Genomic DNA, 23231 nt, shown 5'->3' with positions numbered 1-23231 from the left:
GCCAGAATGAGCGAAGGGCAGAACCATGAAGAAGCAGATCCTCCTCGGGGCCGGTGCGCTCGTGCTGGTCGCCGTTCCGGCCGTCATCGGACTCTGGGGCAACACGTCGTTCGCGCAGTCCGTGCCGGTGCGCGTGCCGTCGTCGGGGCAGGTCGTCACGCCGACGCCCGTCGCACCGACGCCCTCGCCGTCGGCGACCGTCGACGACCACGGCGGTGACGTCCCGCGCGACCAGCGCACCGAGCCCGGTGACGACCGTGACGTGAACGGCAACGGCTCGACGGGTGCGACGCCCGGCACCACCGCTCCGCCGGTCGACGACCACGGCGGCGACGTCCCGCGCGACCAGCGCACCGAGCCGGGCGATGACCGCGACAGCGGCGGGAGCGACAACAGCGGCAGCGGCCACGGCGGACATGGCGGAGACGACTGAGTGACGCCCTTCGACGCCTCGTCCGCCCCGACCGCTCCGATCCCGGTCGGGGCGGCACCCGTGCCGTGGGTCACGGTGGTCGCGGCATCCGTCGATCCGGAGCCGGCGCGAAGGCCGCTGCGCACGCGAACCGTCGTGTTGCGACTGGCCGCCGGACTCGCCGGCATCCTCGTCGTGGTCGGACTGCTCGCCACGTTCGCGGCCCAATGGCTGGCCGAGCGGGAGACGGTGAACGACGCGGCGAACGTCGCCGACGTGCTGGCGGGTGCCGTCATCCAGCCGTCGTTGACGTCCGCGCTGGCCGACGGCGACCCCGCCGCGGTGGACGCGTTCGACCGGATCATCCGCGGCCAGGTGCTCGGCGACGACGTCGTTCGGGTCAAGATCTGGAGCCCCGACGGAGTGGTTCTCTACGCCGACGAGCCGCAGCTGATCGGCCGGTCGTTCGAGCTCGACGACGCCCAGCGCGAAGCGCTGTCGAACCCGTCGACCCGCGCCGCGATCTCGGACCTGTCGGAGGAGGAGAACGAGTTCGAACCGGGTTCGCGGCTCCTCGAGGTGTACCGCCCGGTGTGGGCGCCGGACGGCCGCGAGCTCCTCTTCGAGGTCTACCTCCCGTACGACCCGGTCGCGGCACGGGCGGCCGACCTCTGGCGCGGCTTCGCGGGCGTGACGACGAGCAGCCTGCTGCTGCTGCTCGTGCTGACGGCGCCGATCGTATGGGGACTGCTGCGCCGCCTCCGCAGCGAGGAGCGGCGCCGCGCCGATCTCCTGCAGCGCGCGATGGATGCCTCGGACGCCGAGCGCCGGCGTGTCGCGGGGACGCTCCACGACGGACCCGTCCAAGAACTGGTCGCCACCAGCTATGCCGCGGAGGGCGCCGCCGATGCGGCCGCCCGCCGCGGCGACGCCCAGGCGGGCGAACAGCTGCGCGACATCGCCGGTGCCGTCCGCGGCAACATCCGCGTGCTGCGGTCGCTGCTGATGGACATCTACCCGCCCGGACTCCGCGCAGCGGGGCTGGCGCACGCCCTCCACGATCTCGCGGCCACCGCGCGCAGCCGCGCCGTCACCGTCGAGCTCGACATCCTGGCGCCGCTGCCCGAACTCGCCGAGTCCGACGAGCAGCTCGTCTACCGCGTCGCTCAGGAGACGCTCCGCAACGCGGTCGCCCACGCGGCGCCGTGCCGCGTGACGATGCGCCTCGCGGTCGAAGGTCCCGACCTCGTGTTCGAGGTCGCCGACGACGGACCCGGCTTCGACCCCAGGATCCTCGATGAGCCGGCGGAGGGACACCTCGGCACGCGGGTGCTGCAGGACGTCGCCCAGCAAGGCGGTGCGGAGCTGCAGCTGGCCACTCGCCCCGGCGCCGGCACCCGCTGGCGGCTGCGCGTCCCGGCGATCGCCGCACGACGGGGGAGCGGATGATCCGGGTGATCGTGGTGGACGACCACGCGATGGTGCGCGAAGGACTCACCTCGGTGCTCGCTGCCGACGGAGACATCGAGGTCGTCGCGGGCGCGGCGAACGGCGCCGAGGCCGTGGGCCTCGTCGCGGAGCAGCAGCCCGACGTGGTGGTGATGGACCTGTCGATGCCCGTCATGGACGGCGTCGCGGCCACGCGGGCGGTGCGCGAGGCGACCCCCGAGACCCGCGTGCTGGTGCTCACCTCGTTCACCGACCGCGAGCGCGTGCGGCGGGCGCTCGAGGCCGGTGCGACCGGGTACCAGCTGAAGGATGCCGAACCGGCCGACCTGCGCGCGGCCGTGCGGGCGGTGGCCGCCGGCCATGCCCCGCTCGACCCGCGCATCGCGACGGCGCTGCTGCCCGCAGCATCCGTCCCCCGTCAGCTGAGCGATCGCGAACGAGAGGTGCTCTCGCTCGTGGCCGAAGGGCTCGCCAACAAGCAGATCGCGACGCGGCTCGGCATCGCCGAGCGCACCGTCAAAGCGCACCTCGGGAGCATCTTCCGCGAGATCGGGGTGGCGGATCGCACGAGCGCGGCCCTGTGGGCGCGCGAGCACCTGGACTGACGGATGCTGCGGCCCGTGCGATCCGCGCAGGTCAGCGGCTGATGACCTTCGGCGCGGCGACGGCCTTCAGTCCCGCGACGCCGAACTCCTGGCCGTAGCCCGAAGCCTTCGTGCCACCGAACGGCACGACCGGGTTCAGCGCGCCGTGCTGGTTGATCCACACGGTGCCGGCCTGCAGGCGCTTGGCGACCTCGACGGCGGTGTCGACGTCGGCCGACCACACCGAGGCGCCGAGTCCCTGCGTCGAGGCGTTCGCGCGCCGGATCGCGTCGTCGACGTCGGAGTAGCGGATCACCGGGATGGCCGGACCGAACTGCTCCTCGTCGACCAGACGCGCGCCGTCCTCGATGTCGGCGACGACGGTGGTGCGGTAGAACAGCGGGCCGAGCTCGGGCGCCGCCTCGCCGCCCACGACGATCCGGGCGCCGCGCTCACGCGCGTCGTCGACGAGGTCGCGCACGATGTCGAACTGCTTCTCGTTCTGCAGCGGACCCAGCACGTTGCCCTCGTCGAGCCCGCGGCCCATCGGCATCGCCTGCGCCAAGCCGGCGAGCGTGTCGACGACCTCGTCGTACACCGAGTCGTGCACGTAGAGGCGCTTGAGCGCGGCGCAGGTCTGGCCGGTGTTGATGAAGCAGCCCCAGAACAGGTTCTCGGCGATCGCGGCGGGGTCGGTGCCCGGAAGCACGATGCCGGCGTCGTTGCCGCCGAGCTCGAGCGTGAGCCGCGCGAGGTTGCCCGCAGAAGACTCGACGATGCGACGGCCGGTCGCGGTCGAGCCCGTGAACATGATCTTGTCGATGCCGGGGTGGCCGGCGATCGCCGCGCCCACCTCTCGGTCGCCCGAGACGACGGTGAGCACGCCCTCGGGCAGGTGCCGGTTGTAGACCTCGGCGAGGGCCAGCACCGACAGCGGCGTGAACTCGCTGGGCTTGACGACGACGGTGTTTCCCATGCGCAGCGACGGCGCGATCTGCCACACCGAGATCATCATCGGCCAGTTCCAGGGGCCGATCGCGCCCACGACGCCGAGCGCGTCGTAGTGCACCTCGGCACGCGAGTCGCCGGCCTCGAACACCACCTCGGGCTCGAGCGGGGTGTCGGCGGCGGTGCGGGTCCACACCGCGCAGGCGCCCACCTCGAACCGCGCGTTGGGGCCGTCGAGCGGCTTGCCCTGCTCGCGTGACAGCAGCTGCGCGAGCTCCTCGGCGTCGGCCTCGAGGTCGTCGGCGATGGCGTTCAGGATGCGGGAGCGCTCGGCGTGGCCGAGCGCGTTCCACGCCGGCTGGGCCTGACGCGCGGCGGCGACGGCGGTGTCGAGGTCGGCGACGGTGTGGACGGGCGCGTAGCCGATCGTCTCGCGGGTGGCAGCATCCGGAATCGCCCGCCCCTCCGTCTCGGAAACGGTGATGGCGTCCAGCAGCGACGTCGCGACGGTCATGTGATCCTCCTCGATCGGGTCTGACTCGATTGTCGGAGGATGCTGCGCGTCGCAGTTGACCGCGCGCGCAGGCTGCTTGACCGCCCGCGCTACGCCAGGCGCACGCCGCTCGGCGGAACGCCGAAGTGCGCGCGGAACGTGCGGCTGAAGTGTGCCGCGTCGACGAAGCCGTTCGCCAGCGCGATGTCGGTGATGGAGCGGTGCGCCTGCTGCGGATCGACGAGCACGTCGTAGCAGCGCTCGAGGCGGCGGGTGCGGATGACCGTGGAGACGGTTGTGCCCTGCTCGTTGAAGAGGGCGTGAAGGTGACGCACCGAGATGAAGTGCGCCGCCGCGATCTGGCCGGGGGAGAGCTCGCTGTCGGACAGGTGCTCGTCGATGTGGTCGAGCACGCGGCGCATCAGCGTGCCGTGCGCGTCGGTGCTCGTCGCCTCGCGGCCGAGGTTGGCCTCGAGCAGCGTGCCCACCATGTCGACGGCGGTGCGGAACATGCGCCGCGCCAGATGCGCGTCGAGCTCGCCGGCTCCGCGCGCGAGCGATGCGACGTAGGGCGCGATCATGGCGCCGACACCGCCGGCGCCGTCGAGGCGCGTCGCTGTGAGGCGCCCGATGGTCTCGGCGGGGATGTCGAGCATGATCTTGGGGAACATCACGACCGACATCCGCATCGTCTCGTCGAAGAGGAGCGAGTACGGGCGGTCGGTGTCGTAGATCGCCATGTCGCCGGCGCGCAGCGAGATCTCGCGGCCGTCCTGCACGATGAGCCCGCTGCCCCGCTCGATGAGCGAGAACTTGAAGTACTGCTGCGGCGCGCGGGCGATCAGGCCTGGGGTGCGGTGGACGCTGTGCCCGTCGGCGGCGATGTCGAAGACGTGGATGTCGCCCGCCACGGCGGCGTCGAGTGCTCCGCGGAAGCTCTCGTCCTGCTCGGCGTGCACATCGAGCGCGACGACCGCGTGCGAGACGGCGTGGCGGTACGCCGTGAACGACAGGGGTTCATCTGACATGGGCTCACCTCACTGTGGCCGAATCGTATACGATGCGCGAGTTTAGCACGCGGGCATCCGTTGTGCCCCCACAGGCAAGGACTCTGCCCGCGGCGTCAATCCCGGGTGCGCCGGCCTCGGGACGATGATCCCGACCCGACCTGAGCATCGAAGGAGCTGCACATGGCCACCTCCGGCCCCACGACCTCGACGACCCGCACGGCAGCGCATCGCCGTCTCGGGGTCCTCGCGGTCGCATTCATGATCATCGCCGCCTCGGCGCCGTTGACCGTCGTCGCCGGCGGCGTGACCAGCGCCTACTCGGTCACCCATGTCGACGGCATCCCGTTCGGCTACATCGTCCTGGCCGCCGCGCTCGCGATCTTCGCGATCGGCTACGCCGCGATGAGCCGCTTCATCACGAACGCCGGCGCGTTCTACTCGTACGTCTCGCAGGGGATCGGCCGACCGACCGGCGTCGGAGCGTCGGTGCTCGCGCTCATCGCCTACAACGCGATGCAGATCGGCATCTGGGGCATGTTCGGCTTCCAGATCTCGTCGTTCATCGAGTCCAAGACCGGGTGGGCGAGCCCGTGGTGGGTCTGGGTGATCCTGGGGATCGTCGTCGTCGGCATCCTCGGCGTGAACCGCGTCGACCTCTCGGCGAAGGTGCTCGGTGTGCTCGTGGCGCTCGAGTTCCTCGCGGTCATCGTCTTCGACATCGTGGCCTTCGCGAATCCCGCCGAGGGCTTCACCGTCGCACCGATGACGCCGTCCGCGCTCTTCGTGCCGGGCGTCGGGGCCGTGCTCGCGTTCGGCATCGCGGCGTTCATGGGCTTCGAGTCGGCCGCCATCTACGGCGAGGAGTCGAAGGACCCCAAGCGCACCATCCCGCGGGCGACGTTCCTCGCGGTCGCCGTCATCGGCGTGTTCTACGCGATCTCGTCGTGGGCGCTCGCGCTCGCCGTCGGCCCGGCGAAGATCACCGACCCGACCGGCATCACGCCCGAGGAGGCCGGACCGCCGCTGTTCTTCAACTTCGTCGCCGAGCACCTCGGGGTGCTGTGGGTCGACCTCATGTCGATCCTGTTCATCACGAGCCTCTTCGCCGCGCTGGTCAGCTTCCACAACGCCGTCTCGCGGTACGCGTTCTCGCTCGGCCGCGAGGGCGTGCTGCCCCGCCAGCTGGGTACGGTGCGCACGTCGAGCGGCGCGCCGTGGGCGGGCTCGCTCGCGCAGTCGGTGCTGGCGCTGGTCGTGATCATCGGCTTCGCGATCGCCGAGAGCGGCTGGAACCCCGAGAACGGCCCCTACCCGGTGCTGACCCTGTTCACCTGGCTCACGAACCTCGGCGCCTTCGGACTCGTGCTGCTCATGGTGCTGGTCTCGGCGGCCGTGATCGGGTTCTTCCGCCGTGATGGACGCGATGTCGGCGCGGGGAGCCGCCTGGTGGCGCCGATCGTCGCCCTCGTCGCGCTCGGGATCGTGTGGATCCTCATCCTCGTGAACTGGGACGTGCTCCTCGGCCAGCCCCAGTCGACGCCGACGACGTTCATCCTCCCCGCGATCCTCCTCGTGCCCTCGATCGCCGCGGTGCTGTGGGCGTACTGGCTCCGCAAGGCCAAGCCCGACGTCTACCGCCAGATCGGCCACGGCGCCGAGGAGGCGGAGGCGCCCCACCTCGGCAGCGAGCCCGTCGGCGTGTGACCCCGACGACCCGCAGGAGAAGGGGGACGGATGCCGTGGCATCCGTCCCCCTTCTCCTGTGCGTGGTTCTGCCGGTCCGGCGCCCGAGGTGCACGAACTCCGCGGATTCGCTCCGGGGTCGCCACGGATCGGTGAGTTCGAGCAGAACGCCCGCGGGATCTGAGGAGTTGGTGTCGGGGCGGTGGACGCTGCGGCATCGGTCCCCTCCCTGTGCGCGGCGGTGCCGGTCCGGCGCCCGAGGTGCACGAACTCCGCAGATTCGCGCCGGGGTCGCCGCGGATCGGTGAGTTCGGGCAGAACGCCCGTGGGATCTGAGGAGTTGGTGTCGGGGCGCCCGTGGCGCCCCGGGTTGACCGCGGGTGTGCGGCGTCAACCGCCGCAGGTGCACTCCGCGCCCATGCCGCAGCCGCCATCCGCGATCGCGCCGGCGGCTCGGGGACCCGAGGCGCCCGCAGCGGCGTGACCGCCAGCGTGGGCCTGCGAGGACTCGGGGACGTTCATCGCGGGGTTCACGTCGAGGAAGCCGTAGGGCTTGAACCAGAAGCCGGCGTAGTCCACCGGCATGATGGGCCAGTCCTCGGGGCGCGGGATGTGGGTGAGGCCGAACGTGTGCCACAGCACGAGGTCCTCGCCGTCGATCGAGCGGTCGTCGGACGTGTAGGCCGGAAGCCCCGCGCCGCCCTGGTGGGCGTTCGGGTAGCGGCCGGCGGGCCAGCGCTCGTCGTGGTCGTACGCCGTGCCCCACAGGTGCTTGGTCGCGAAGGCTGCGCGCGCCGCCACCGACGAGGCGGGGTCGGCCATGAGCAGCGCCGTCGGCTGGGGGAGCAGGTGGTACGCCGTGGGCTTGCCGAGGTAGTTCGTCTTCGACGCGCTGCGCACCTCCCACACCCGGGCGACGGAGGTGTCGGCGACGCGCTGGGCCTCGGACTCGGTGCGCAGCGGGGTCTCGGTCCATGTGAATGCGTTGCCGAACGGATTGGCCTCCCCCATCGGGATGCGGGCGGCGTCGATCTCGACGAGCCGGTTGTCCTCGCCGTCGATCGCGACGTCGAGGCGCGCCGAGAACAGGTGCTGGTGCACCGGCGCGAACACGCCCGGCGCGATCTCGGGCGCGTGGGGATTGGTCGAGTCCGGGTGCCCGCCGCCGACGAACACGATGCCGGTGGCCTTCGCCTCGAGCTGGATCGAGCCGTCGAGGTAGAAGTACCAGTAGAAGCCGTAGTCGTAATTGCCGATCGTCGAGAAGTACGACACGACCAGGCGTCGCGACCGGCGCACGTGCGAGCCGACGGGACCCTGCTCGGTGTGCTTCCAGAGGATGCCGTAGTCCTCCTCATGCATGCACACGACGTTGGGGATCTTCACCGGGTGGCCGTGGTCGTCGGCGACGTGGCCGTCGAAGTACCGGATGACGCCGAGGCAGTCGCAGCCGAGCTCCAGGTGGTTCGCGTTCTTGCCGAGCAGGTACTCGCCGGCGTCGAAGTAGCTGATCCAGAAGCGCGTGTTCGACGTGTCGCCGTAGGGGACGACCATCTCGGGGACGCTCGCGCGGGTCAGCACCGGTCGGTTATCGAATCGTACGTCGTGCAGTACGAGCCCTTCGCGCGCGTTGAAGTCGACGCGCATCGACCAGTTCTCCCACTGCACGAGCGACCCGGTCACGGCGAAGCTCGGGCCCTCGGGCTGGGTGATCTCGATGGGCTTGAGGCTCGTGCGGGCAGGGCCCACGGCATCCGGGGTGTACTTCCCACTTCCGGCGGGAACCGGAACGTCGCCCTCGTCCTCGATGCCGATGACCGCGTTCGAGACGAGGTCGACATGCACGATGAGGCCCTCCACCGGGTGCGCCCAGGGGATGTCGTCCTCGCTGTCGCGCAGGAAGGTGAGCGAGCGGATGACGCGGCGCCCGACCTCGTTCTCACGTCCGACGAATCCGGGCGCCAGCGGCGAGCAGAACGCGAGGTCGATGCGGTCCGCGAGGCCGCGGCGCGTCATCGCGGCGCGCCACTCCGGCGAGGCCTTCACGATCTCGGCCGCACGGTCGTACTCCTCGAACAGGTACTGCGGCTGGCCGTATGGCGCCTGCGACGGGTCGAGCTCGCGCGTCGCGACCACCGCCTCGCGCGAGACGGACACGATCGCCTCGACGAGCGCGCCTGTCGCAGCATCCATCAGCGTCACGTCCACGCGACGGTCGAAGGGTTCGCCGGGCGACCAGGCGGCGAGCTCGTCCTTGGTCGCCTCGTCGGGCAGCAGCATCGGCACGCGCACGGTGTCGCCGAGGAGCCCCGCCGACACGAGGATCCTGCGCGCCGCCTCGATCTCGTCCGCGGTGAGCGGATCGAGCGGGTGCCGCGGCTCGGCCTTCCTCACGGCAGTCACCGGGATGAGGTCCGGGTTGTCGTGGGGCTGAGTGGGCGCGTCGTGCGTGTGCGCAGGCATGGGGCCTCCTTCATATCCGCCCCCACTCTCCCTCTCGCACGGGTCGATGTCTTGACCCGGTGCGCACGAAGCGTGACTGGCGGTGCGCCGAGGCGCGTGCGGACTCACACCTCGTTCACAGACCGTCGGCGGAGTCTGAAGTCGTGGGCGTCTCGACGGAGGGATCCGGATCGGTCGCGAGTGCGGACGCGACCGGGAGACGGATGCCGCGCGCCGCCGCTCCGCGCGGATTCACCGCCGATCCCCGGCGCCTGGGTGTCGCCGCCGCACTCGTCGGGATGTTCGCGGCGGCGGTGAGCGCGGTGGGGTCATGGATCCCGTCGCTGTGGGGTGACGAGGCGGCGAGTGTGCTCTCGGCGCTGCGCCCCGGTGAGAGCCTGCTCACGATGCTCACGCACGTCGACGCCGTGCACGGCGCCTACTACCTCGGCCTGCACGCGTGGGTGCACCTGTTCGGATCGAGCCCCTTCGTCATACGGCTGCCGTCGGCGTTCGCGATCGCGGTCTGCGCGGCGGCCGTCACCTGGCTGTGCGGACGGTTCGGGTCGCTCGGGTTCGCGGTGCTCGCGGGAACCCTGACGGCGATCCTCCCGCGCCTGACGTACGCGGGGGAGGAAGCCCGCGGGTACGCGTTCGCGGCCGCGCTCGCCGCCGTGCTCTGGATCGTCGTCGTGGAGCTGCTCCGGCGCCCGGCGCCGTCGCGGCGCTGGTGGGTGCTGTACGCCGTCGTGCTGGCCCTCGGGATCTACGTGTTCCTCTACCTGGCGCTGCTGACGCTCGCGGTGGGCCTCGCGCTGGCTCTCGATGAACGAGGACGGCGCCAGCTGAAACGCTGGCTGATCGCGTCGGCCGGCGCGGCCCTGGCCGCGAGCCCCGTCGCCGTGCTCGCCGTCAGCCAGCGGCAGCAGATCGCGTTCCTGGCGCACCGCGACGTGGTCACCCCGAACTCGATCCTGGTCAAGATGTGGTTCAGCGCCTGGCCGTTCGCGGTCGTCGCGTGGTCGCTCATCGCCCTCGCGATCGTCATGTGGGTACGGCGCCGGCTTCGGCAGCGGCGGCAGGGCGAGCGCTCGGGGCTCGACCTCGAGACCGTCGCGCTCGTGTGGCTCGTGGTTCCCACGGGGATCCTGCTGGCAGCGAGCCCCTTCGTCGCCGGATTCACCCCGCGCTACGGCACCTTCGCGGCGCCCGCGGCCGCGATCCTCATCGCGCTGGGCGTATGGCGTCTGGGTGATCTGCGCTTCGGCGCCGGCGTGCCACGGAGCGCGCTCGCCGCGCTCGCCGTCGTCGCGGTGGTGGTCTCGGCGATGCCGGTGTGGGCCGCGCAGCGCACGCCGTGGGCGAAGAACAAGTCCGACTGGAACGACATCGCGGCGACCATCCAGCACGACGCCCGGCAGGGCGACGCGATCGTGTTCGACGACTCGGTCCGCCCGTCGCGGCGGCCCCGCCTCGCACTCGACACCGATCCGGCGGCGTTCGCGGGCATCGCAGACGTCACCCTCGAGACGTCCTACGCCGACAGCACGAGCTGGCACTCGAGCGTGTACTCCGTCGCCGAGGCGGCGCGTCTCGGACGGTTCGCCGACGTGAGCCGCGTGTGGGTCGTCGAGTATGCAAGGAACGGTGAGACCGACTCGACCGCGATCGGCGACCTCGAGGCGCTCGGCTACGAGCAGGCGGAGCGGATCCCGCTGCACAGCAGCGTCGTGCTGCTCTACACCCGCTGAGCTGGGTCTCAGAGCCAGTGGCGTTTGCGGAACACCCAGTAGAGGGTGAGGCTGGTCGCGGCCATCAAGCCGAGCGCCATGGGGTAGCCGAGGGGCCATGCCAGTTCCGGCATGTATTCGAAGTTCATGCCGTAGATCGTGCCGACGAGCGTCGGGCCGAACAGGATCGCCGCCCAGCCGGAGATCTTCTTGACCTGCTCGTTCTGGACGAGAGCGGTATCGGTCTGGCGCTGCGTCACGATCGTCGCGTTGACCGTGAGGGCGTTGTCGAGGATCGAGCGGAACGCCGAGGCCTTGTCGATGATGCGCAGCGCGTGGTCGTGGACATCACGCAGCGACCGCTGCAGCTCGAGGTCGACCTCGTACTTCGGAGCCCCGCGCTGCAGCGATTCCAGCATGTCGGCGAGCGGCGCGACGGCGCGCTGCAGGGTGATGACCTCGCGGGACAGGTCGTAGATGCGCTTGGAGAGCGAGACGCCGCCGTTCTCGAACAGGGCGTCCTCAATCTCGTCGATATCGTTCTCGACCCCCTCGACGACGGGCGAGTACTCGTCGACGACCTCGTCGAGGATCGCGTACAGCACCGCCTCCGGGCCCCGGGCGAGCAGCTCGGGCTCGTGCTCCATGCGATGACGCACACGGCTCAGGTCGGGCGACTCGGCGTGGCGGATCGTCACGATGAAGTCGGGGCCGACGAACACATGAAGCTCTCCGAACTCGACCGTCTCGGTCTCGTCGATATAGCGTGCGGGCCGCAGCACGACGAAGAGGATGTCGCCGTAGCGCTCCAGCTTCGCGCGCTGATGGCCGGTGAGCGCGTCCTCGACCGCGAGGGGGTGGAGGGCGAACTCGTCGGCGACCTGCGCGATCTCCTCCGGAGTCGGGCGGAACAGCCCGATCCACGCCATCCCGTGCTGGGCGCGGGTGTACTCGAAGGTCTCGGCGAGGCTCGACGGGTTCTCGATCCGCTTACCGGCGACGTACACGCCGTTGTCGACGATGGGCATCAGACGATTCTCCTCGGCGCGTGGCCGGCTGGGCAACGATCCTCACGATTCTGTGACGAGCATGGATGCCGCGCCGCGGCCTCCGTCGTGAGTGGGCGTGGGATCAGCCGCCGTCGCCGTTGCCGCCTCCACTGTTCCCGCCGCCATTGCCGTTGCCCGTCCCCTCGTTTCCGGTCCCGCCGTTGCCGTTGCCGTTGCCCGGGTCGGAGGCTGCGGGGCCTGCGCTGGGATGGATCGTGACGGTGGCGCCGGCGGTGGCCCGGCCCGCGCCGGGATCCTGGCTCGCGACGAGCCCGGCCGTGACCTCCGACTCGACGGTGTCGCCGACCTGGACGACGAACCCCGCCGCCTCGAGCCGGCTCTGGGCATCCGCGACGCTCAGCCCCGTGACGTCGGGCACGGTGGCCTGCGAGGTCTTTGTCAGCTGCGAGTCGGGGCTCGGGAAGGCGTCACCGCCGTACGCGTCGTTCGCCGCGGACTGCACCGCCCGGCCGATGCGGTAGCGGATGTCCGACAGCCGCGTGCCGTCGTGCCAGGTGTTGAAGACGTCTCCGCCGCCCTCCACGTTGCCCGCCCACGTCGCCGTCGTCACCTTCGTGCTCGACTCGATCATCCAGGTCTGCCACGCCTCGTGGGTTCCGGTCTTGCCGAGCATCGGGGTGCCGTCGCCGGGGTTGCCGGCGGCGCCCGTTCCTCCGGAAGCCATCACGCCCTGCAGCGCGTAGGCGGCGGTCGCCGCGATGCTCGGGTCCAGGGCCTGGGTGCACGAGCGTGCGGGCTTCGCGATCTCGTTGCCCGCAGCATCCGTCACCCGATCGATGGCCTGCGGCTGGCAGTAGGTGCCGCCGTTGGCGACGGTGGCGTAGGCGGCGGCCATCGCGATCGGCGAGACCTGGGCGGTGCCGATGACCGAGTTGAGGCTGTCCATCGAGATCGGCGTGCCGTCGCTCTGTGTGACGCCGAGCTTGGCCGCCACGTTCTGGATGTCGCAGAGGTCGAGCTTCTCGGCCATCGCGAAGTAGCCGGTGTTGAGCGAGGCCGCGGTGAACTGCATCGGCGTGCCGATGCGGCCGGCCGCCTTGCCGAAGTTGTTGACCAGGGTGTTCGACGTGTTGTCCCAATCGCCGTCGCACGAGTTGGTGAGGTGTGTGAAGACCCGCAGCCGCCCGTCGAGGGTCTCGTTCACCGAGTGCCCCTGCTCGAGCCAGTCGAGGAGGGTGAACAGCTTGAAGGTCGAGCCGGCGCTGAAGCCCGTGGATCCGCCCACCGCGGGATCCCCGGCGAAGACGAGCGAGGAGTAGTCCGGATCGTCATCGGCCGCGGCGTCCTCGCCGTACTTGGTGTTCTGCGCGATCGCGAGGATGCGACCGGTGGATGCCTCGATGCTCACGGTTGTGGAGCCGAAGCGGCCTGTCGACGCACCACTGGACGTCGGCATGGTGGCCGAGGCGGGCGCGTACTGCGTCATCGCGGCCTCGGCGGCGGTCTGCACCCGCGAGTCGAGGGTCGTGTAGACGTTGAGCCCGCCCCGCTGAAGGGTCTGCAACCGGTCGGTCGCGGTCTCGCCGAAGGCGGGGTCGCTCAGGATCACGTCCTTCACGTACTCGCAGAAGTAGGCCGCCCCGCCCGCCGCGGCGCACCCCGTGACCGTCGGCGTGATGGCCGGCGTGATCGGCTCGATCGCCGCCGCGACGTACTCGTCGTGCGTGATCTTGCCGTCGTCGAGCATGCGGTTCAGCACGTAGAGCTGGCGCACCTTCGTCGAGGTGTACCCGTCGGCCGCGGCGAGCTTCTGCTCTTCGGTGATCCCGCCCGATGTCACCAGCGCATCGAGCGCCCCGAGCTTCGCGCCGTCCTCGATGACCCCGTCGGGCGCCTTGTTGAGGGTCGTGCCGTCCGATGTCGTGATGGAGCCGGCGGGGCGGTCGATTCGGTAGCTGTTGGGGTTCTGCACCATGCCGGCGAGGGTCGCCGCCTGTGCGACGGTGAGGTTCGCGGCGGTCGTGCCGAAGTAGTAGCGCGCGGCCGCCTCGACGCCGTACGTGGTGCCGCCGAAGTTGGCGATGTTGAGATAGCCGAGCAGGATCTCGTCCTTGGAGTACTTCTGCTCGAGCGCGATCGCGTAGCGCATCTCCTGCAGCTTGCGTTCGATGCCGGCCGTGCCGGAGGACGTGGTGGCCTCGGACCAGCAGTCGTACTTTTCCTGCTGCGTCTTCGCGGTCGCCTCGCACTGCTGCACGAGGACGTTCTTGACGTACTGCTGACTGATGGTCGACCCGCCCTGGGTCTCGCCGCCGCCCTCGAGGTTCGACAGCACGGCCCGTGTGGTGCCGATGATGTCGACGCCGCCGTGGTCGTAGTAGCGCGGGTCCTCGCTCGACAGGATCGCGTCGTACATCGCCGACGAGACCTGGTCGTAGGTGACCGGCGTGCGGTCCTGCTCGAGGAACTGCGCCATCAGCACCTCCTCGCCCGTGTCGGGGTTCGTGGCGTAGAAGTTGCTCGGCACCATCAGCTGGTCGATCTGGAGCGTGCTGGGCAGGTTGTCGAACAGCGTGATCGTCTGCGACGCCGCGGCGCTGGTGAGGGCCACCGCCGGGGTGACGGTGGCGGCCACGAGGACTCCGGCCAGGGCGCTGAGGCCGAGCAGCCCGGCGAGACCGCCGAGGAATCCGCTCGCCCGTCTTCGGGATTCGGGCATGGGGTCGAGCGTAGGAAGCGGGCCTGGACGGTTCTGGTGACGAAGCTATGCGCGAGGTGGACGCCGCGGCCTGTCGGCAGGTGCGACTAGCCTGCCCGCATGACCATCGATCAGGATCTGCTCGACTGGCTGCTCGACTCCGACCCGGCGCTGCGCTGGCAGGTCGAGCGCGATCTCGCCGGGGCTCCGCCCGAGATCTGGCAGGCGACGCGTGCGCGTGTGGCCACCGAGGGTTTCGGAGCGCGACTGCTCGCCGAGCAGGACGCCGACGGTCAGTGGGCCGGAGGGGCGTTCTTCCCCGCGGGCTTCTTCGGCAGTGCCGAGCAGGACGAGCCCGGTCAGCCCTGGGTGGCGACGACCTGGGTGCTGAAGGACCTCCGCGAGTGGGGCGTCGACAGGGCGGTGCTCGACGGCACCGCGGAGAAGATCGCCGCGAACAGCCGGTGGGAGTACGAGGACCTGCCGTACTGGGGTGGCGAGGTCGACGTCTGCATCAACTCGTACACGCTGGCCAGCGGCGCCTGGCTCGGCGCCGACGTCTCGCGGCTGGTCGCCTGGTTCCCCGAGCATCGCCTGGCCGACGGCGGCTGGAACTGTGAAGCGGAGGAGGGCGACTCGGTGCGCTCTTCGTTCCACTCGACGCTCAACGCGGCGCGCGGCATCCTCGCGTACGAGCGCATCACGGGCGACACGAGCATGCGCGACGCGCGCCATGGCGGCGAGGAGTACCTCCTGTCGCGGCACCTGATGAACCGCGCGACGACCGGTGAGGTCGTGGGCCCGTTCGTCACGCGCTTCGTGTACCCCAACCGGCACCGCTACAGCGCGCTGGTGGCGCTCGACCATTTCCGCGACGTCGCGCTGCTCGAAGGCGCGCTGCCCGACCCACGTCTCGCCGACGCCGTCGAGGTCGTGCGTGCCGCTCGCCAGCCCGACGGCACGTGGCTGCAGACCACCCCGCTCCCCGGCCGCACCTGGTTCGACGTCGACGTCGCCGAGGGCGAGCCGTCGAAGTGGCTCACGCTGGTCGGCACGAGGGTGCTGGATTGGTGGGATGCCTCGGCCTGACGCTCCTTCCGCCTTCGGCGAACTTCCGCCGCAGCATCCGTGACGGGTCGACACTGGTTTCGTGGACGACCAGGAGGCGCTCGACGCCTACTCCTCGACGGTGATGCGCGTCGCGCAGATCGTGCTGCCGTCCGTCGCCGCGGTGAGCGTGCGCACCCGGCAGGGTGCAGGCGCGGGCAGCGCGTCCGTGATCACCTCGGAGGGGCACCTGCTCACGAGTGCGCACGTCGTCGAGGGTGCGATCGGCGTGGAGGTCGCGTTTCCGGACGGCACGGTGGCGGCAGCATCCGTCATCGGCGCCGATCCGCTGTCGGACCTTGCCGTGCTGCGCGCGGACGTCGACACCCCGCCCCCGCTGACGATGGGGGATGCCTCGAAACTCGGCGTCGGGCAGCTCGTCGTGGCGCTCGGCAACCCGCGGGGGTTCTCGGGCAGTGTGACCGCGGGGATCGTGTCGGCGCTCGGCCGTTCGCTGCCGACGCGGTCGGGGCGGGTGATCGACGAAGTGATCCAGACGGACGCGGCCCTCAACCCAGGCAACAGCGGGGGAGTGCTCGCGGACAGCGCGGGCAGGATGGTCGGGGTGAACACCGCGGTCGCCGGGGTGGGACTGGGGCTCGCCGTGCCGATCAACGCCACGACGCGCGCGATCATCGATGCCCTGCGGATGTCGGGGCGCGTGCGGCGTGCCTGGCTCGGCATCGCCGGCTCGACAGTGCCGCTCAGCCCCGACGTCGCGGCGAAGGCCGGATCGCGGGTCGGGATGCAGGTGGTCTCGGTAGTGCCCGAAAGTCCGGCCGCAGTGGCCGGCGCCCGTGTCGGCGACATCGTGCTGTCGCTCGACGGTGTCACGATCGCCGACCCGACGGCGCTGCAGCGGCGCATGGTCGAGGGAGCGATCGGCCGCCGCATGGAGATGACCCTGTGGCGCAACGGCGCGCTGGTCGACGTTGTCGTGCTGCCGCAGGAACTCCGGGTGCGCTGACCTGCGTGGATCTACGCTGTGACTGTCTGAAGGAAGGAGCCGCCGTGTCCACGTATGACGAGCACTTCTCTCACGTTCCGGGGCCGGGCGAGTCGAGCATCCCCGAGCTCGAGATCGACGAGACGATCCCGCCGCGCCCGGAGGAAGAGGTGGCCGACGTCGCCCGAGCGGAGCCCGACGTCGCGGACCACAGCCATCATCGGAACATCGTCCGGGTGTGGCGTGGGGTGATCCGCACGGAGGACCGCGACGAGTACGTCGACTATGTCGAGCGGACGGGGATCGAGGAGTATCGCGCACTCCCTGGGAACAAGGACGCCTGGACGCTCACGCGCGAACTCGCCCACGGCCTGACGGAGATCCTGACGGTGTCGCGGTGGGAGAACCTGGACAGCATCCGAGGATTCGCGGGCGACGACGTCGACAGGGCGGTGTACTACCCGGAGGACGACCGGTTCCTCGTCGAGAGGGACGACACCGTGCGCCACTACGTGCAGCGCAGCTGACCTGTCACGGCACGAGTCCGAGCGGCCGCAGTGGCCGGGGCGGGGGTCGCGGCCCTTCAGCCGTGCACGGTCTCGACGGCGAAGGCGGCCATGCGGTCGGCGCCGAAGTGATCGTCGGCCGTGATCGTCACGACCGCGTCGCCCGCGAAGATGAGCAGCTGGCCGTAGGCGCCGTGGAGGCGCCAGGCCTCGCCAGGACCCCGCCAGCCCGCGAGGGCGTAGCCGTCGTAACCAGGGTTCTCGCCGGCGACCACCCAGTCGGAGTGCATCGCCTCGATCCACTCCGGCGAGACGAGCTGCCGTCCCTCCCAGCGGCCGCGATCGCGGAGGAGCCGCCCGAGCCGGGCCAGTTCGTCGGTGCGCAGGGGGAGGCCGCCGCCCGCGACGATGCGACCGTTCGGGCTCCGCTCCCACTCGACGTCGTCGATGCCGAGCGGCGCGAAAAGGCGCGGACCGAGATAGTCGGCGACGTCGCCCACTCGCTCGGCGAGCACGCGCATCGCGGTGTAGGTGCTGGCGTTCGAGTACTGGAACGCCCTCCCGCGTGACGGGCGCCGGAGGAACTCCGCGGCGAGATCGGGCCAGTCGGTCATCATCGTCTCGGACCAGGGCAGGTCGATGCCGCTCGTCATCGACAGGAGGTGGCGGAGGGTGACCTCATCGACGCCTTCGCCGAGCTCCACGCCTGGGAGGTACGTCGCCACCGGCACGTCGAGCGAGACCAGTCCCTCGTCTGCGGCGATGCCCGCGGCGAGCACGCAGACGCCCTTCGCGGCGGAGTGGATGTCTTCGCGCACATCAGCGGTCCATCGGTGCTCGGCGACGTCGTCGCCGACGAGGACATGCAGGCCATGGGCCCGGAACCCCGAGGCGTCCGCCTCGAGCACGATGCGGTCGGCGATGGACTGGGCGCGGGTCACGGTTTCCAGTCTGCCTGCCCTCGGCGCCTGAAGTCTCAGGTACGGAGGGACGGAGTGCGCGGGCACGGTCTTCGCGGCCGGTGGTGGTGTATTCGTGGCCGGTGGGGCTGGTCCATACGAGCAGCTCGTCATCGAGGCGTGCCGTCCACCGGGTGTGGTGTTTCAGACGGTGGTGCTTCTTGCAGAGGTGGGCGAGGTTGTCGTGGTCGGTGCAGCCGCCGTGTTCCCAGGCGAGGTTGTGGTCGGTTTCGCAGCCGGTGGCGGGAGTGCCGCAGCCGGGGAACCGGCAGGTGCCGTCGCGGTCGGCGAGCCAGGCGCGGAGCGCGGCGGGGGTCTTGTAGGTGGCGCGGTCGTAGACGAGACGGATTCCGGTGACGGGGTGGGTGAGCACCCGCCGCCAGGAGGTGGCGCCGGCGGCGAGGGTCATCGCGACGTCGAGGGGGATCGGGCCGTAGCCGTCGAGCACGGCGGGCTCGTCGCTCTCACCGAGAAGGGCCAGCGCGGGGACGGTGAGGGTGACGTTCACCCGGACCCGGCGCAGCGACTTCGCGGGGTCGGCGCTGTCGGGCACGCCGACGGGGCGGTCGTTGCGGAGCAGGGCGTCGATGAGCGCGTCGAACCGCAACTGGCCTGACGTGCGCGGGTCCCCGGCTTCCTGTTCGTCCTTCGCGGTGCCGGTGAGCAGGGTGTGGGCGAGATGGATCTGCATGATGGGGCCGTAGACCATGAGCCAGCCCATGCCGTCGCGGGCGGGTTGCACGGTCACGTCTCGTGACTTCACCGCGCGGTCGGCGCGTTCCTGGATGGTGTCGGGGTCGAGGTGTTCCCGGATTCGCCGCGACCGGTGCGCGAACCGGTGCGCGGTGACGTCCCGTCGTCCGGCGAGAACGGCGTCCTCGAATGCGCCGCGGTGGAGCGGGGTGAACATCTCGGCGTCCTCCACGAGGGCCGCGGCGTGCCGGTAGGAGATCTCCCCGGACGTGAGCGCGGTCATCGTCGCGGGAAGGTCGGAGCAGAGCACCTGCGCCTCTCGGAGCAGGTCGGCGGCTTGGCGTTCGGTGATCCGCAGCACGCAGGCGACCTCGGCGCGGGTGGAGCGGAACACCCAGTCCGCAGCATCCGTCGCCGGATCCTCACCCTGCGCGGCCTTCTTCGCGGCCGGCGACCCCGGCTCGTACGACACGATCTGCTGCTGGTGCGCCTCGCTGACTCTCCGCAGCTCATCGAGCAGCCGGGTGCGCTCCGCCTCTAGCGCCGCCTGCGCGCGCCGCACACGATCGAGCTCCGCCACCAGAGTGGCCGCGTCGTCGCAGTGGAGCGCATCCGCCGTGCACATACCCTCAGATTAGAACAAACCTCCGACACTCGATGAGCGTGGGGCAGCTGCGTGGGCCGCCCTATGCACTGCCTGCGGGCCCGGCGAACCCCGTCGCGCGCGTGTCGGCGCCCACCGTCTGATTCATGTGCTTCGCGATGCGCAGCACCACGGCGCGGTCCCCGATGCGTGCGCCCCGCAGGGCTGACTCCAGTGCCACCTCGAATCGGTTCACGTCGGCGAGGCGGCGGAGCCACACGGCGAGGATGAGGTTGTACCGGCTTGCGGCGGTGAACGCGAGCCGGACTTCGGGCACCGATGTGATGGCAGGCCGGGCCGCCTCGAGCAGCTGGGCCGGAGCCTCGACGAAGTACCAGGCGTAGATGGGCCACCCCGACGCCGCACGCGCCATGTCGGTGCGGAAGCGAAGGCTGCCACGTGCCCGCAGCGTCGCCAGCGCGTCGGCGACGCGCTGGGGCGCGAAGCCGCTGCGTTCGGCGATCGTCGTGACCGGCACGCGTCCGTCGGCCCAGACTTCTCGTTCGATCGCCGCGCGCAGATCGTCGGGCACCCGCTGCGCGGCACGCGGCCGCGGCGGGCGTGGCGGTCGCACATGCTGCGCTTCAGCGGGATCGAGTGCGCGCAGGCGCCAGCTGCCGCCGTCGATCAGCGTCTCGTTGGCCAAGTGCGTGCGGACGGACCGCACACCGTCCAGTCGTCCGAGTCGGTGAAGCGCGTAGTCCGACAGTGCCGAGATGTCGGGTGCGAACACCAGGGCCATGAGGTCGCGTGAGCCCGAGGTCACGTCGAGCACGTACACGGCGGGGTCTCGCTGGAGCTCCTGGACGACGGCATCCAGCTTCGCCCGCTCGCAGTCGATCTCCATCAAGGACAGCTGCCCGTCGGTCGAGTGGCCGGTGACCCACGCGATGCCCTCTTCCCGGAGGCGCGCCCAGCGACGAGCGAGGGTGCTGGCATCGACGCCGATGACGGGGGCGAGCTCGTTCCAGCTCGCGCGCGGCTCGATCTGCAGCGCGTGCACGAGCCGGCGGTCGATGGCGTCGAGCGAGATCTCCTGCATCCGGACCCTCCCTGGAACCGATCCCGAAATCAATTGTCTCGCAACAGATTCATACTTTCCGCAGATATCGCGCATCTTCACGGAGCCGAAACATCTGAACGCGCACCATAGCCGCAACGTTCGCAACGACGAGAGGACACCTCGTGAGCCTGACCACCACCGATGCCGTGACCGTCACGGAGTTGAAGGACCGCGCCGCCGCGGGCGTTGACTCTCGTCGCGACGAGCTCATCGGCCTGAGCCACGCGATCCACGAGAACCCCGAGCTCTCGTGGGAGGAGCACGAAGCCGCCGCTCTCGTCGCGCGCACGCTCCAGGACGCCGGTTTCGCGGTCGAGGTCGGCGCGTACGGCGTCGAGACCGCGATCGAAGCGGTCTACGGCACCGGCGATCTCACGGTCGCGATCTGTGCCGAATACGACGCGCTCCCCGGCATCGGACACGGCTGCGGACACAACGTCATCGCGGCATCGGGTGTCGGTGCGGCTCTCGCACTCGCACCCCTCGCCGACGCGGCCGGTCTGCGCATCAAGCTGCTGGGCACGCCGGCCGAGGAGCACGGCGGCGGCAAGGTCGCCATGCTCCTCGAAGGTGCCTGGGAGGACGTCGACTTCTCGATCATGGTGCACGGCATGACCGGTCACGACATCTCGGCCACGAGCTTCCGCTCCACCGCGGTCGACCGTTTCGAGGTCGTGTTCCACGGACGCACCGCTCACGCGGCCGGAATGCCTGAGCAGGGCCTCAACGCCGGCTCGGCGGCAGCGATCGCCCAGACCTCGATCGCGTTCCTCCGCCAGCACCTGCCGAAGGAGACGAACCTCAACGCCTTCGTCTCGCTCGGCGGCGAGGCGACGAACATCATCCCCGACCGCGCCGTCGTGCAGGTCGAGCTGCGCGCCTACGACATCGACATGTGGCGCGACATGAAGAAGCGCGTGCTCGCGTGCTTCGAGGGCGCTGCGATCGCGACGGGATGCCGCTGGGAATGGGCGCCGACCGAGCACCCGTACGCCCCTATGAAGCACGACCCCGCCCTCGGCGAGCTGTGGGACGCGAATCTCCTGGCCCGCGGACGCACGATCACGCCTGCCCCGCTCGGGGGCGGATCCACCGACATGGGCAACGTGTCGCAGGTCGTCCCGACGATCCACCCGACCATCGCCTTCCTCGGGCAGACGGGCCCCGCCCACAACCCCGAGTTCACCGCTGCTGCGGCCACCCCCGCAGCCGATGAGGCCGTCATCGACGCCGCCACGATCCTCGCGTGGACGGTGCTCGATGTCGCCCTGGACGACGCCCTGCGCGCCGACCTGCTCCACCGCACCGCCGAGCGCCCCGCCGGGGCGACCCGGATCACGCTCGAGGCATGACCGATCCCGCCCGCCGGGACCCCGAAGCCTCCCCATCTGGAGAACCCGATATGACCGCTCACACCCGTACAGGCAGCGCCGCCTCCACCGGAACCTCGTCGAGCCCGATCGCGAAGGCGGCCTCCGCGGTCGCCCTCGGCTTCCGCAGTCCCCGGCTGTGGATCCTCATCGGCCTGATCGTCGCCATCTCGGCCGGCGCCCAGGCGATCGGCCCGATCGTCATCCCGCTCGGCATCGCGTCGGTGACGCTGCTGCCGATGATCTGGGGCATCACCGCCGGCGCGATCGTGTCCGGCCAGCGCCTGAAGCCCCTGCCGATCGATCTGCAGCAGGCGGCCACGGTCATCATGGGCGTCGCGGTGCTGTTCCTGTGCGCACGGCTGTCGTTCACCATCGGCCCGAACATCCCGATGCTCCTGCAGGCGGGGCCCGCACTGCTGCTCCAGGAGGTCGGCCACCTGTTCGGCACCATCGCGCTGGCCCTTCCGCTGGCCGTGCTGCTGCGGATGGGTCCGGCCACCGTCGGCGCGACCTTCTCGATCGACCGCGAGGGCTCGTTCGCAATGGTCAGCGAGCGCTACGGCTCGGACTCGCCGCAGTACCGGGGCGTCCTGTCCATGTACGTGTTCGGCACAATCTTCGGCGCAATCATCGTGAGTCTCATCGCCTCGCTCGCCGCCTCGCTGGGCATCTTCGACCCGCTGGCTCTGGCGATGGGCGCCGGCGTCGGTTCGGGCTCGATGATGGCCGCCGCCGCGTCGGTCATCGTCTCGGCGCACCCCGACATGCAGGACCAGGTGCTCGCGCTCGCCGCCACGTCGAACCTCATCACGGGCGTTCTGGGCGTCTACATCGGCGTCTGGGTGTCGCTGCCGCTCGCCGACCGCTTCTACAAGCTGCTCACCCGCAACAAGGACGCGACCCTCCCCGGCCGCCGTCCGAAGGCGACTGGTGCGATGCCGACGTCTGCGGTCAAGACCGTCGAGGAGACGGTGCTCGAGAAGCCGACCGTGAGGGTCCCGCTGTGGGTCTCGATGCTCACCATCGGGTTCGGTGGGCTGGTCACGGCCGCGATCGCCGCCAAGGGGTTCTCGTGGGAGATGGTGATCGCGTACCTCGTGATGGGCGTCCTGGTCGCGGGCGGCATCGCGCTCGCCAAGGTCACCCGCGGCAAGGTCCCGGCGATCATCGTCGTCATGACGATCGGGGCGTTCCTCACGTCGCCCGTCTCGCCGGTCGCCGGCTGGTTCACCACGGTGTCCAACACGATCGACTTCCTGTCGCTCATCACGGTGATGCTCACGATCGCCGGCCTGAGCCTCGGCAAGGACCTCCCGATGCTCAAGAGCATCGGCTGGAAGATCATCCCGGTCGGGACCGTCGCGATCGCCGCATCCTTCCTCCTGTCTGCGGTCGTCGCCGAGTTCGCCCTGGGACTGTGGGGCTGATGACGCGCACCGCCGTCGAGGTCGAGCGCGGGGTGTACACCTCCGCGCTCGACCT

Annotated in this window: 18 protein-coding genes; 10 read left to right on the top strand and 8 right to left on the bottom strand. The window is 70.6% G+C overall.

Annotated features, from left to right (window positions below; all coding sequences use genetic code 11):
- Positions 1-25: 25 nt before the first annotated feature.
- From ACLBXX_RS15200 to ACLBXX_RS15190, 3 genes are read left to right on the top strand one after another with little or no spacing between them, the layout of a single operon-like run.
- Complete coding sequence (locus ACLBXX_RS15200) at positions 26-433, top strand: hypothetical protein (protein ID WP_447658711.1); 408 nt, start codon at positions 26-28, stop codon at positions 431-433.
- Entirely contained in the window at positions 434-1861 is a 1428-nt protein-coding gene (locus tag ACLBXX_RS15195) for a sensor histidine kinase (protein WP_447658710.1), read from the top strand.
- Complete coding sequence (locus ACLBXX_RS15190; RefSeq protein WP_447658709.1) at positions 1858-2466, top strand: response regulator; 609 nt, start codon at positions 1858-1860, stop codon at positions 2464-2466. The genes ACLBXX_RS15195 and ACLBXX_RS15190 overlap by 4 nt, the downstream gene beginning before the upstream one ends.
- 31 nt (positions 2467-2497) lie before the next feature.
- On the opposite strand, the gene ACLBXX_RS15185 is transcribed toward ACLBXX_RS15190, so the two are convergent.
- Complete coding sequence (locus ACLBXX_RS15185) at positions 2498-3907, bottom strand: aldehyde dehydrogenase family protein (protein ID WP_447658708.1); 1410 nt, start codon at positions 3905-3907, stop codon at positions 2498-2500.
- An 89-nt stretch (positions 3908-3996) separates the two neighbouring features.
- Entirely contained in the window at positions 3997-4914 is a 918-nt protein-coding gene (locus tag ACLBXX_RS15180; protein WP_447658707.1) for an AraC-like ligand-binding domain-containing protein, read from the bottom strand.
- Between the two features lie 162 nt (positions 4915-5076).
- On the opposite strand from ACLBXX_RS15180, the gene ACLBXX_RS15175 reads away from it, so the two are divergent.
- Positions 5077-6600, top strand: coding sequence for an APC family permease (locus ACLBXX_RS15175; protein ID WP_447658706.1), 1524 nt, complete (start codon positions 5077-5079; stop codon positions 6598-6600).
- A 369-nt stretch (positions 6601-6969) separates the two neighbouring features.
- On the opposite strand, the gene ACLBXX_RS15170 is transcribed toward ACLBXX_RS15175, so the two are convergent.
- Complete coding sequence (locus ACLBXX_RS15170; protein ID WP_447658705.1) at positions 6970-9042, bottom strand: primary-amine oxidase; 2073 nt, start codon at positions 9040-9042, stop codon at positions 6970-6972.
- 143 nt (positions 9043-9185) lie between these two features.
- On the opposite strand from ACLBXX_RS15170, the gene ACLBXX_RS15165 reads away from it, so the two are divergent.
- Entirely contained in the window at positions 9186-10772 is a 1587-nt protein-coding gene (locus ACLBXX_RS15165; RefSeq protein WP_447658704.1) for a glycosyltransferase family 39 protein, read from the top strand.
- Between the two features lie 8 nt (positions 10773-10780).
- Here ACLBXX_RS15165 and corA read toward each other — a convergent pair whose 3' ends face one another.
- Both corA and ACLBXX_RS15155 read right to left on the bottom strand, forming a co-directional pair.
- Positions 10781-11779 carry a magnesium/cobalt transporter CorA gene (corA, locus tag ACLBXX_RS15160; RefSeq protein WP_447658703.1) on the bottom strand — a complete coding sequence of 333 codons (999 nt, stop codon included), beginning with the start codon at positions 11777-11779 and terminating at the stop codon, positions 10781-10783.
- A 103-nt stretch (positions 11780-11882) separates the two neighbouring features.
- Positions 11883-14480 carry a transglycosylase domain-containing protein gene (locus ACLBXX_RS15155; RefSeq protein ID WP_447658702.1) on the bottom strand — a complete coding sequence of 866 codons (2598 nt, stop codon included), beginning with the start codon at positions 14478-14480 and terminating at the stop codon, positions 11883-11885.
- Between the two features lie 99 nt (positions 14481-14579).
- Between ACLBXX_RS15155 and ACLBXX_RS15150 the strand changes: the two genes are divergently transcribed.
- From ACLBXX_RS15150 to ACLBXX_RS15140, 3 genes are all read left to right on the top strand, one after another.
- Complete coding sequence (locus tag ACLBXX_RS15150; protein WP_447658701.1) at positions 14580-15548, top strand: squalene cyclase; 969 nt, start codon at positions 14580-14582, stop codon at positions 15546-15548.
- Positions 15549-15609: 61 nt separating this feature from the next.
- Entirely contained in the window at positions 15610-16533 is a 924-nt protein-coding gene (locus ACLBXX_RS15145) for a S1C family serine protease (RefSeq protein ID WP_447658700.1), read from the top strand.
- 44 nt (positions 16534-16577) lie between these two features.
- Positions 16578-17039 (top strand): hypothetical protein, encoded by a 462-nt coding sequence (locus ACLBXX_RS15140; RefSeq protein WP_447658699.1) that lies wholly within the window; start codon positions 16578-16580, stop codon positions 17037-17039.
- 56 nt (positions 17040-17095) lie between these two features.
- Here the strand turns inward: ACLBXX_RS15140 and ACLBXX_RS15135 are convergent, their stop codons facing one another.
- The 3 genes from ACLBXX_RS15135 to ACLBXX_RS15125 form a co-directional block, all read right to left on the bottom strand.
- Entirely contained in the window at positions 17096-17941 is an 846-nt protein-coding gene (locus ACLBXX_RS15135; protein ID WP_447658750.1) for a serine hydrolase domain-containing protein, read from the bottom strand.
- Complete coding sequence (locus ACLBXX_RS15130) at positions 17838-19295, bottom strand: DUF222 domain-containing protein (protein WP_447658698.1); 1458 nt, start codon at positions 19293-19295, stop codon at positions 17838-17840. The genes ACLBXX_RS15135 and ACLBXX_RS15130 overlap by 104 nt, the downstream gene beginning before the upstream one ends.
- A 61-nt stretch (positions 19296-19356) precedes the next feature.
- Complete coding sequence (locus ACLBXX_RS15125; RefSeq protein ID WP_447658697.1) at positions 19357-20355, bottom strand: Lrp/AsnC family transcriptional regulator; 999 nt, start codon at positions 20353-20355, stop codon at positions 19357-19359.
- 143 nt (positions 20356-20498) lie between these two features.
- On the opposite strand from ACLBXX_RS15125, the gene ACLBXX_RS15120 reads away from it, so the two are divergent.
- On the top strand, positions 20499-21728 hold the full coding sequence (locus ACLBXX_RS15120; RefSeq protein ID WP_447658696.1) for an amidohydrolase: 1230 nt from the start codon (positions 20499-20501) through the stop codon (positions 21726-21728).
- A 50-nt stretch (positions 21729-21778) separates the two neighbouring features.
- Entirely contained in the window at positions 21779-23176 is a 1398-nt protein-coding gene (locus tag ACLBXX_RS15115; protein ID WP_447658695.1) for a DUF3100 domain-containing protein, read from the top strand.
- Positions 23177-23231: the final 55 nt, after the last annotated feature.

It is taken from the genome of Microbacterium sp. C23T (genome assembly GCF_053345975.1).
This window is presented reverse-complemented; position numbering and strand designations above follow the sequence as displayed.

Excerpts from the sequence above, each read along its gene's own strand:
- ACLBXX_RS15200 (WP_447658711.1), top strand. The coding sequence starts at position 26 with ATGAAGAAGCAGATCCTCCTCGGGGCCGGTGCGCTCGTGCTGGTCGCC.
- ACLBXX_RS15190 (WP_447658709.1), top strand. The coding sequence starts at position 1,858 with ATGATCCGGGTGATCGTGGTGGACGACCACGCGATGGTGCGCGAAGGA.
- ACLBXX_RS15185 (WP_447658708.1), bottom strand. The coding sequence starts at position 3,907 with ATGACCGTCGCGACGTCGCTGCTGGACGCCATCACCGTTTCCGAGACG.
- ACLBXX_RS15180 (WP_447658707.1), bottom strand. The coding sequence starts at position 4,914 with ATGTCAGATGAACCCCTGTCGTTCACGGCGTACCGCCACGCCGTCTCG.
- ACLBXX_RS15175 (WP_447658706.1), top strand. The coding sequence starts at position 5,077 with ATGGCCACCTCCGGCCCCACGACCTCGACGACCCGCACGGCAGCGCAT.
- ACLBXX_RS15170 (WP_447658705.1), bottom strand. The coding sequence starts at position 9,042 with ATGCCTGCGCACACGCACGACGCGCCCACTCAGCCCCACGACAACCCG.
- corA (WP_447658703.1), bottom strand. The coding sequence starts at position 11,779 with ATGCCCATCGTCGACAACGGCGTGTACGTCGCCGGTAAGCGGATCGAG.
- ACLBXX_RS15155 (WP_447658702.1), bottom strand. The coding sequence starts at position 14,480 with ATGCCCGAATCCCGAAGACGGGCGAGCGGATTCCTCGGCGGTCTCGCC.
- ACLBXX_RS15150 (WP_447658701.1), top strand. The coding sequence starts at position 14,580 with ATGACCATCGATCAGGATCTGCTCGACTGGCTGCTCGACTCCGACCCG.
- ACLBXX_RS15130 (WP_447658698.1), bottom strand. The coding sequence starts at position 19,295 with ATGTGCACGGCGGATGCGCTCCACTGCGACGACGCGGCCACTCTGGTG.
- ACLBXX_RS15125 (WP_447658697.1), bottom strand. The coding sequence starts at position 20,355 with ATGCAGGAGATCTCGCTCGACGCCATCGACCGCCGGCTCGTGCACGCG.
- ACLBXX_RS15115 (WP_447658695.1), top strand. The coding sequence starts at position 21,779 with ATGACCGCTCACACCCGTACAGGCAGCGCCGCCTCCACCGGAACCTCG.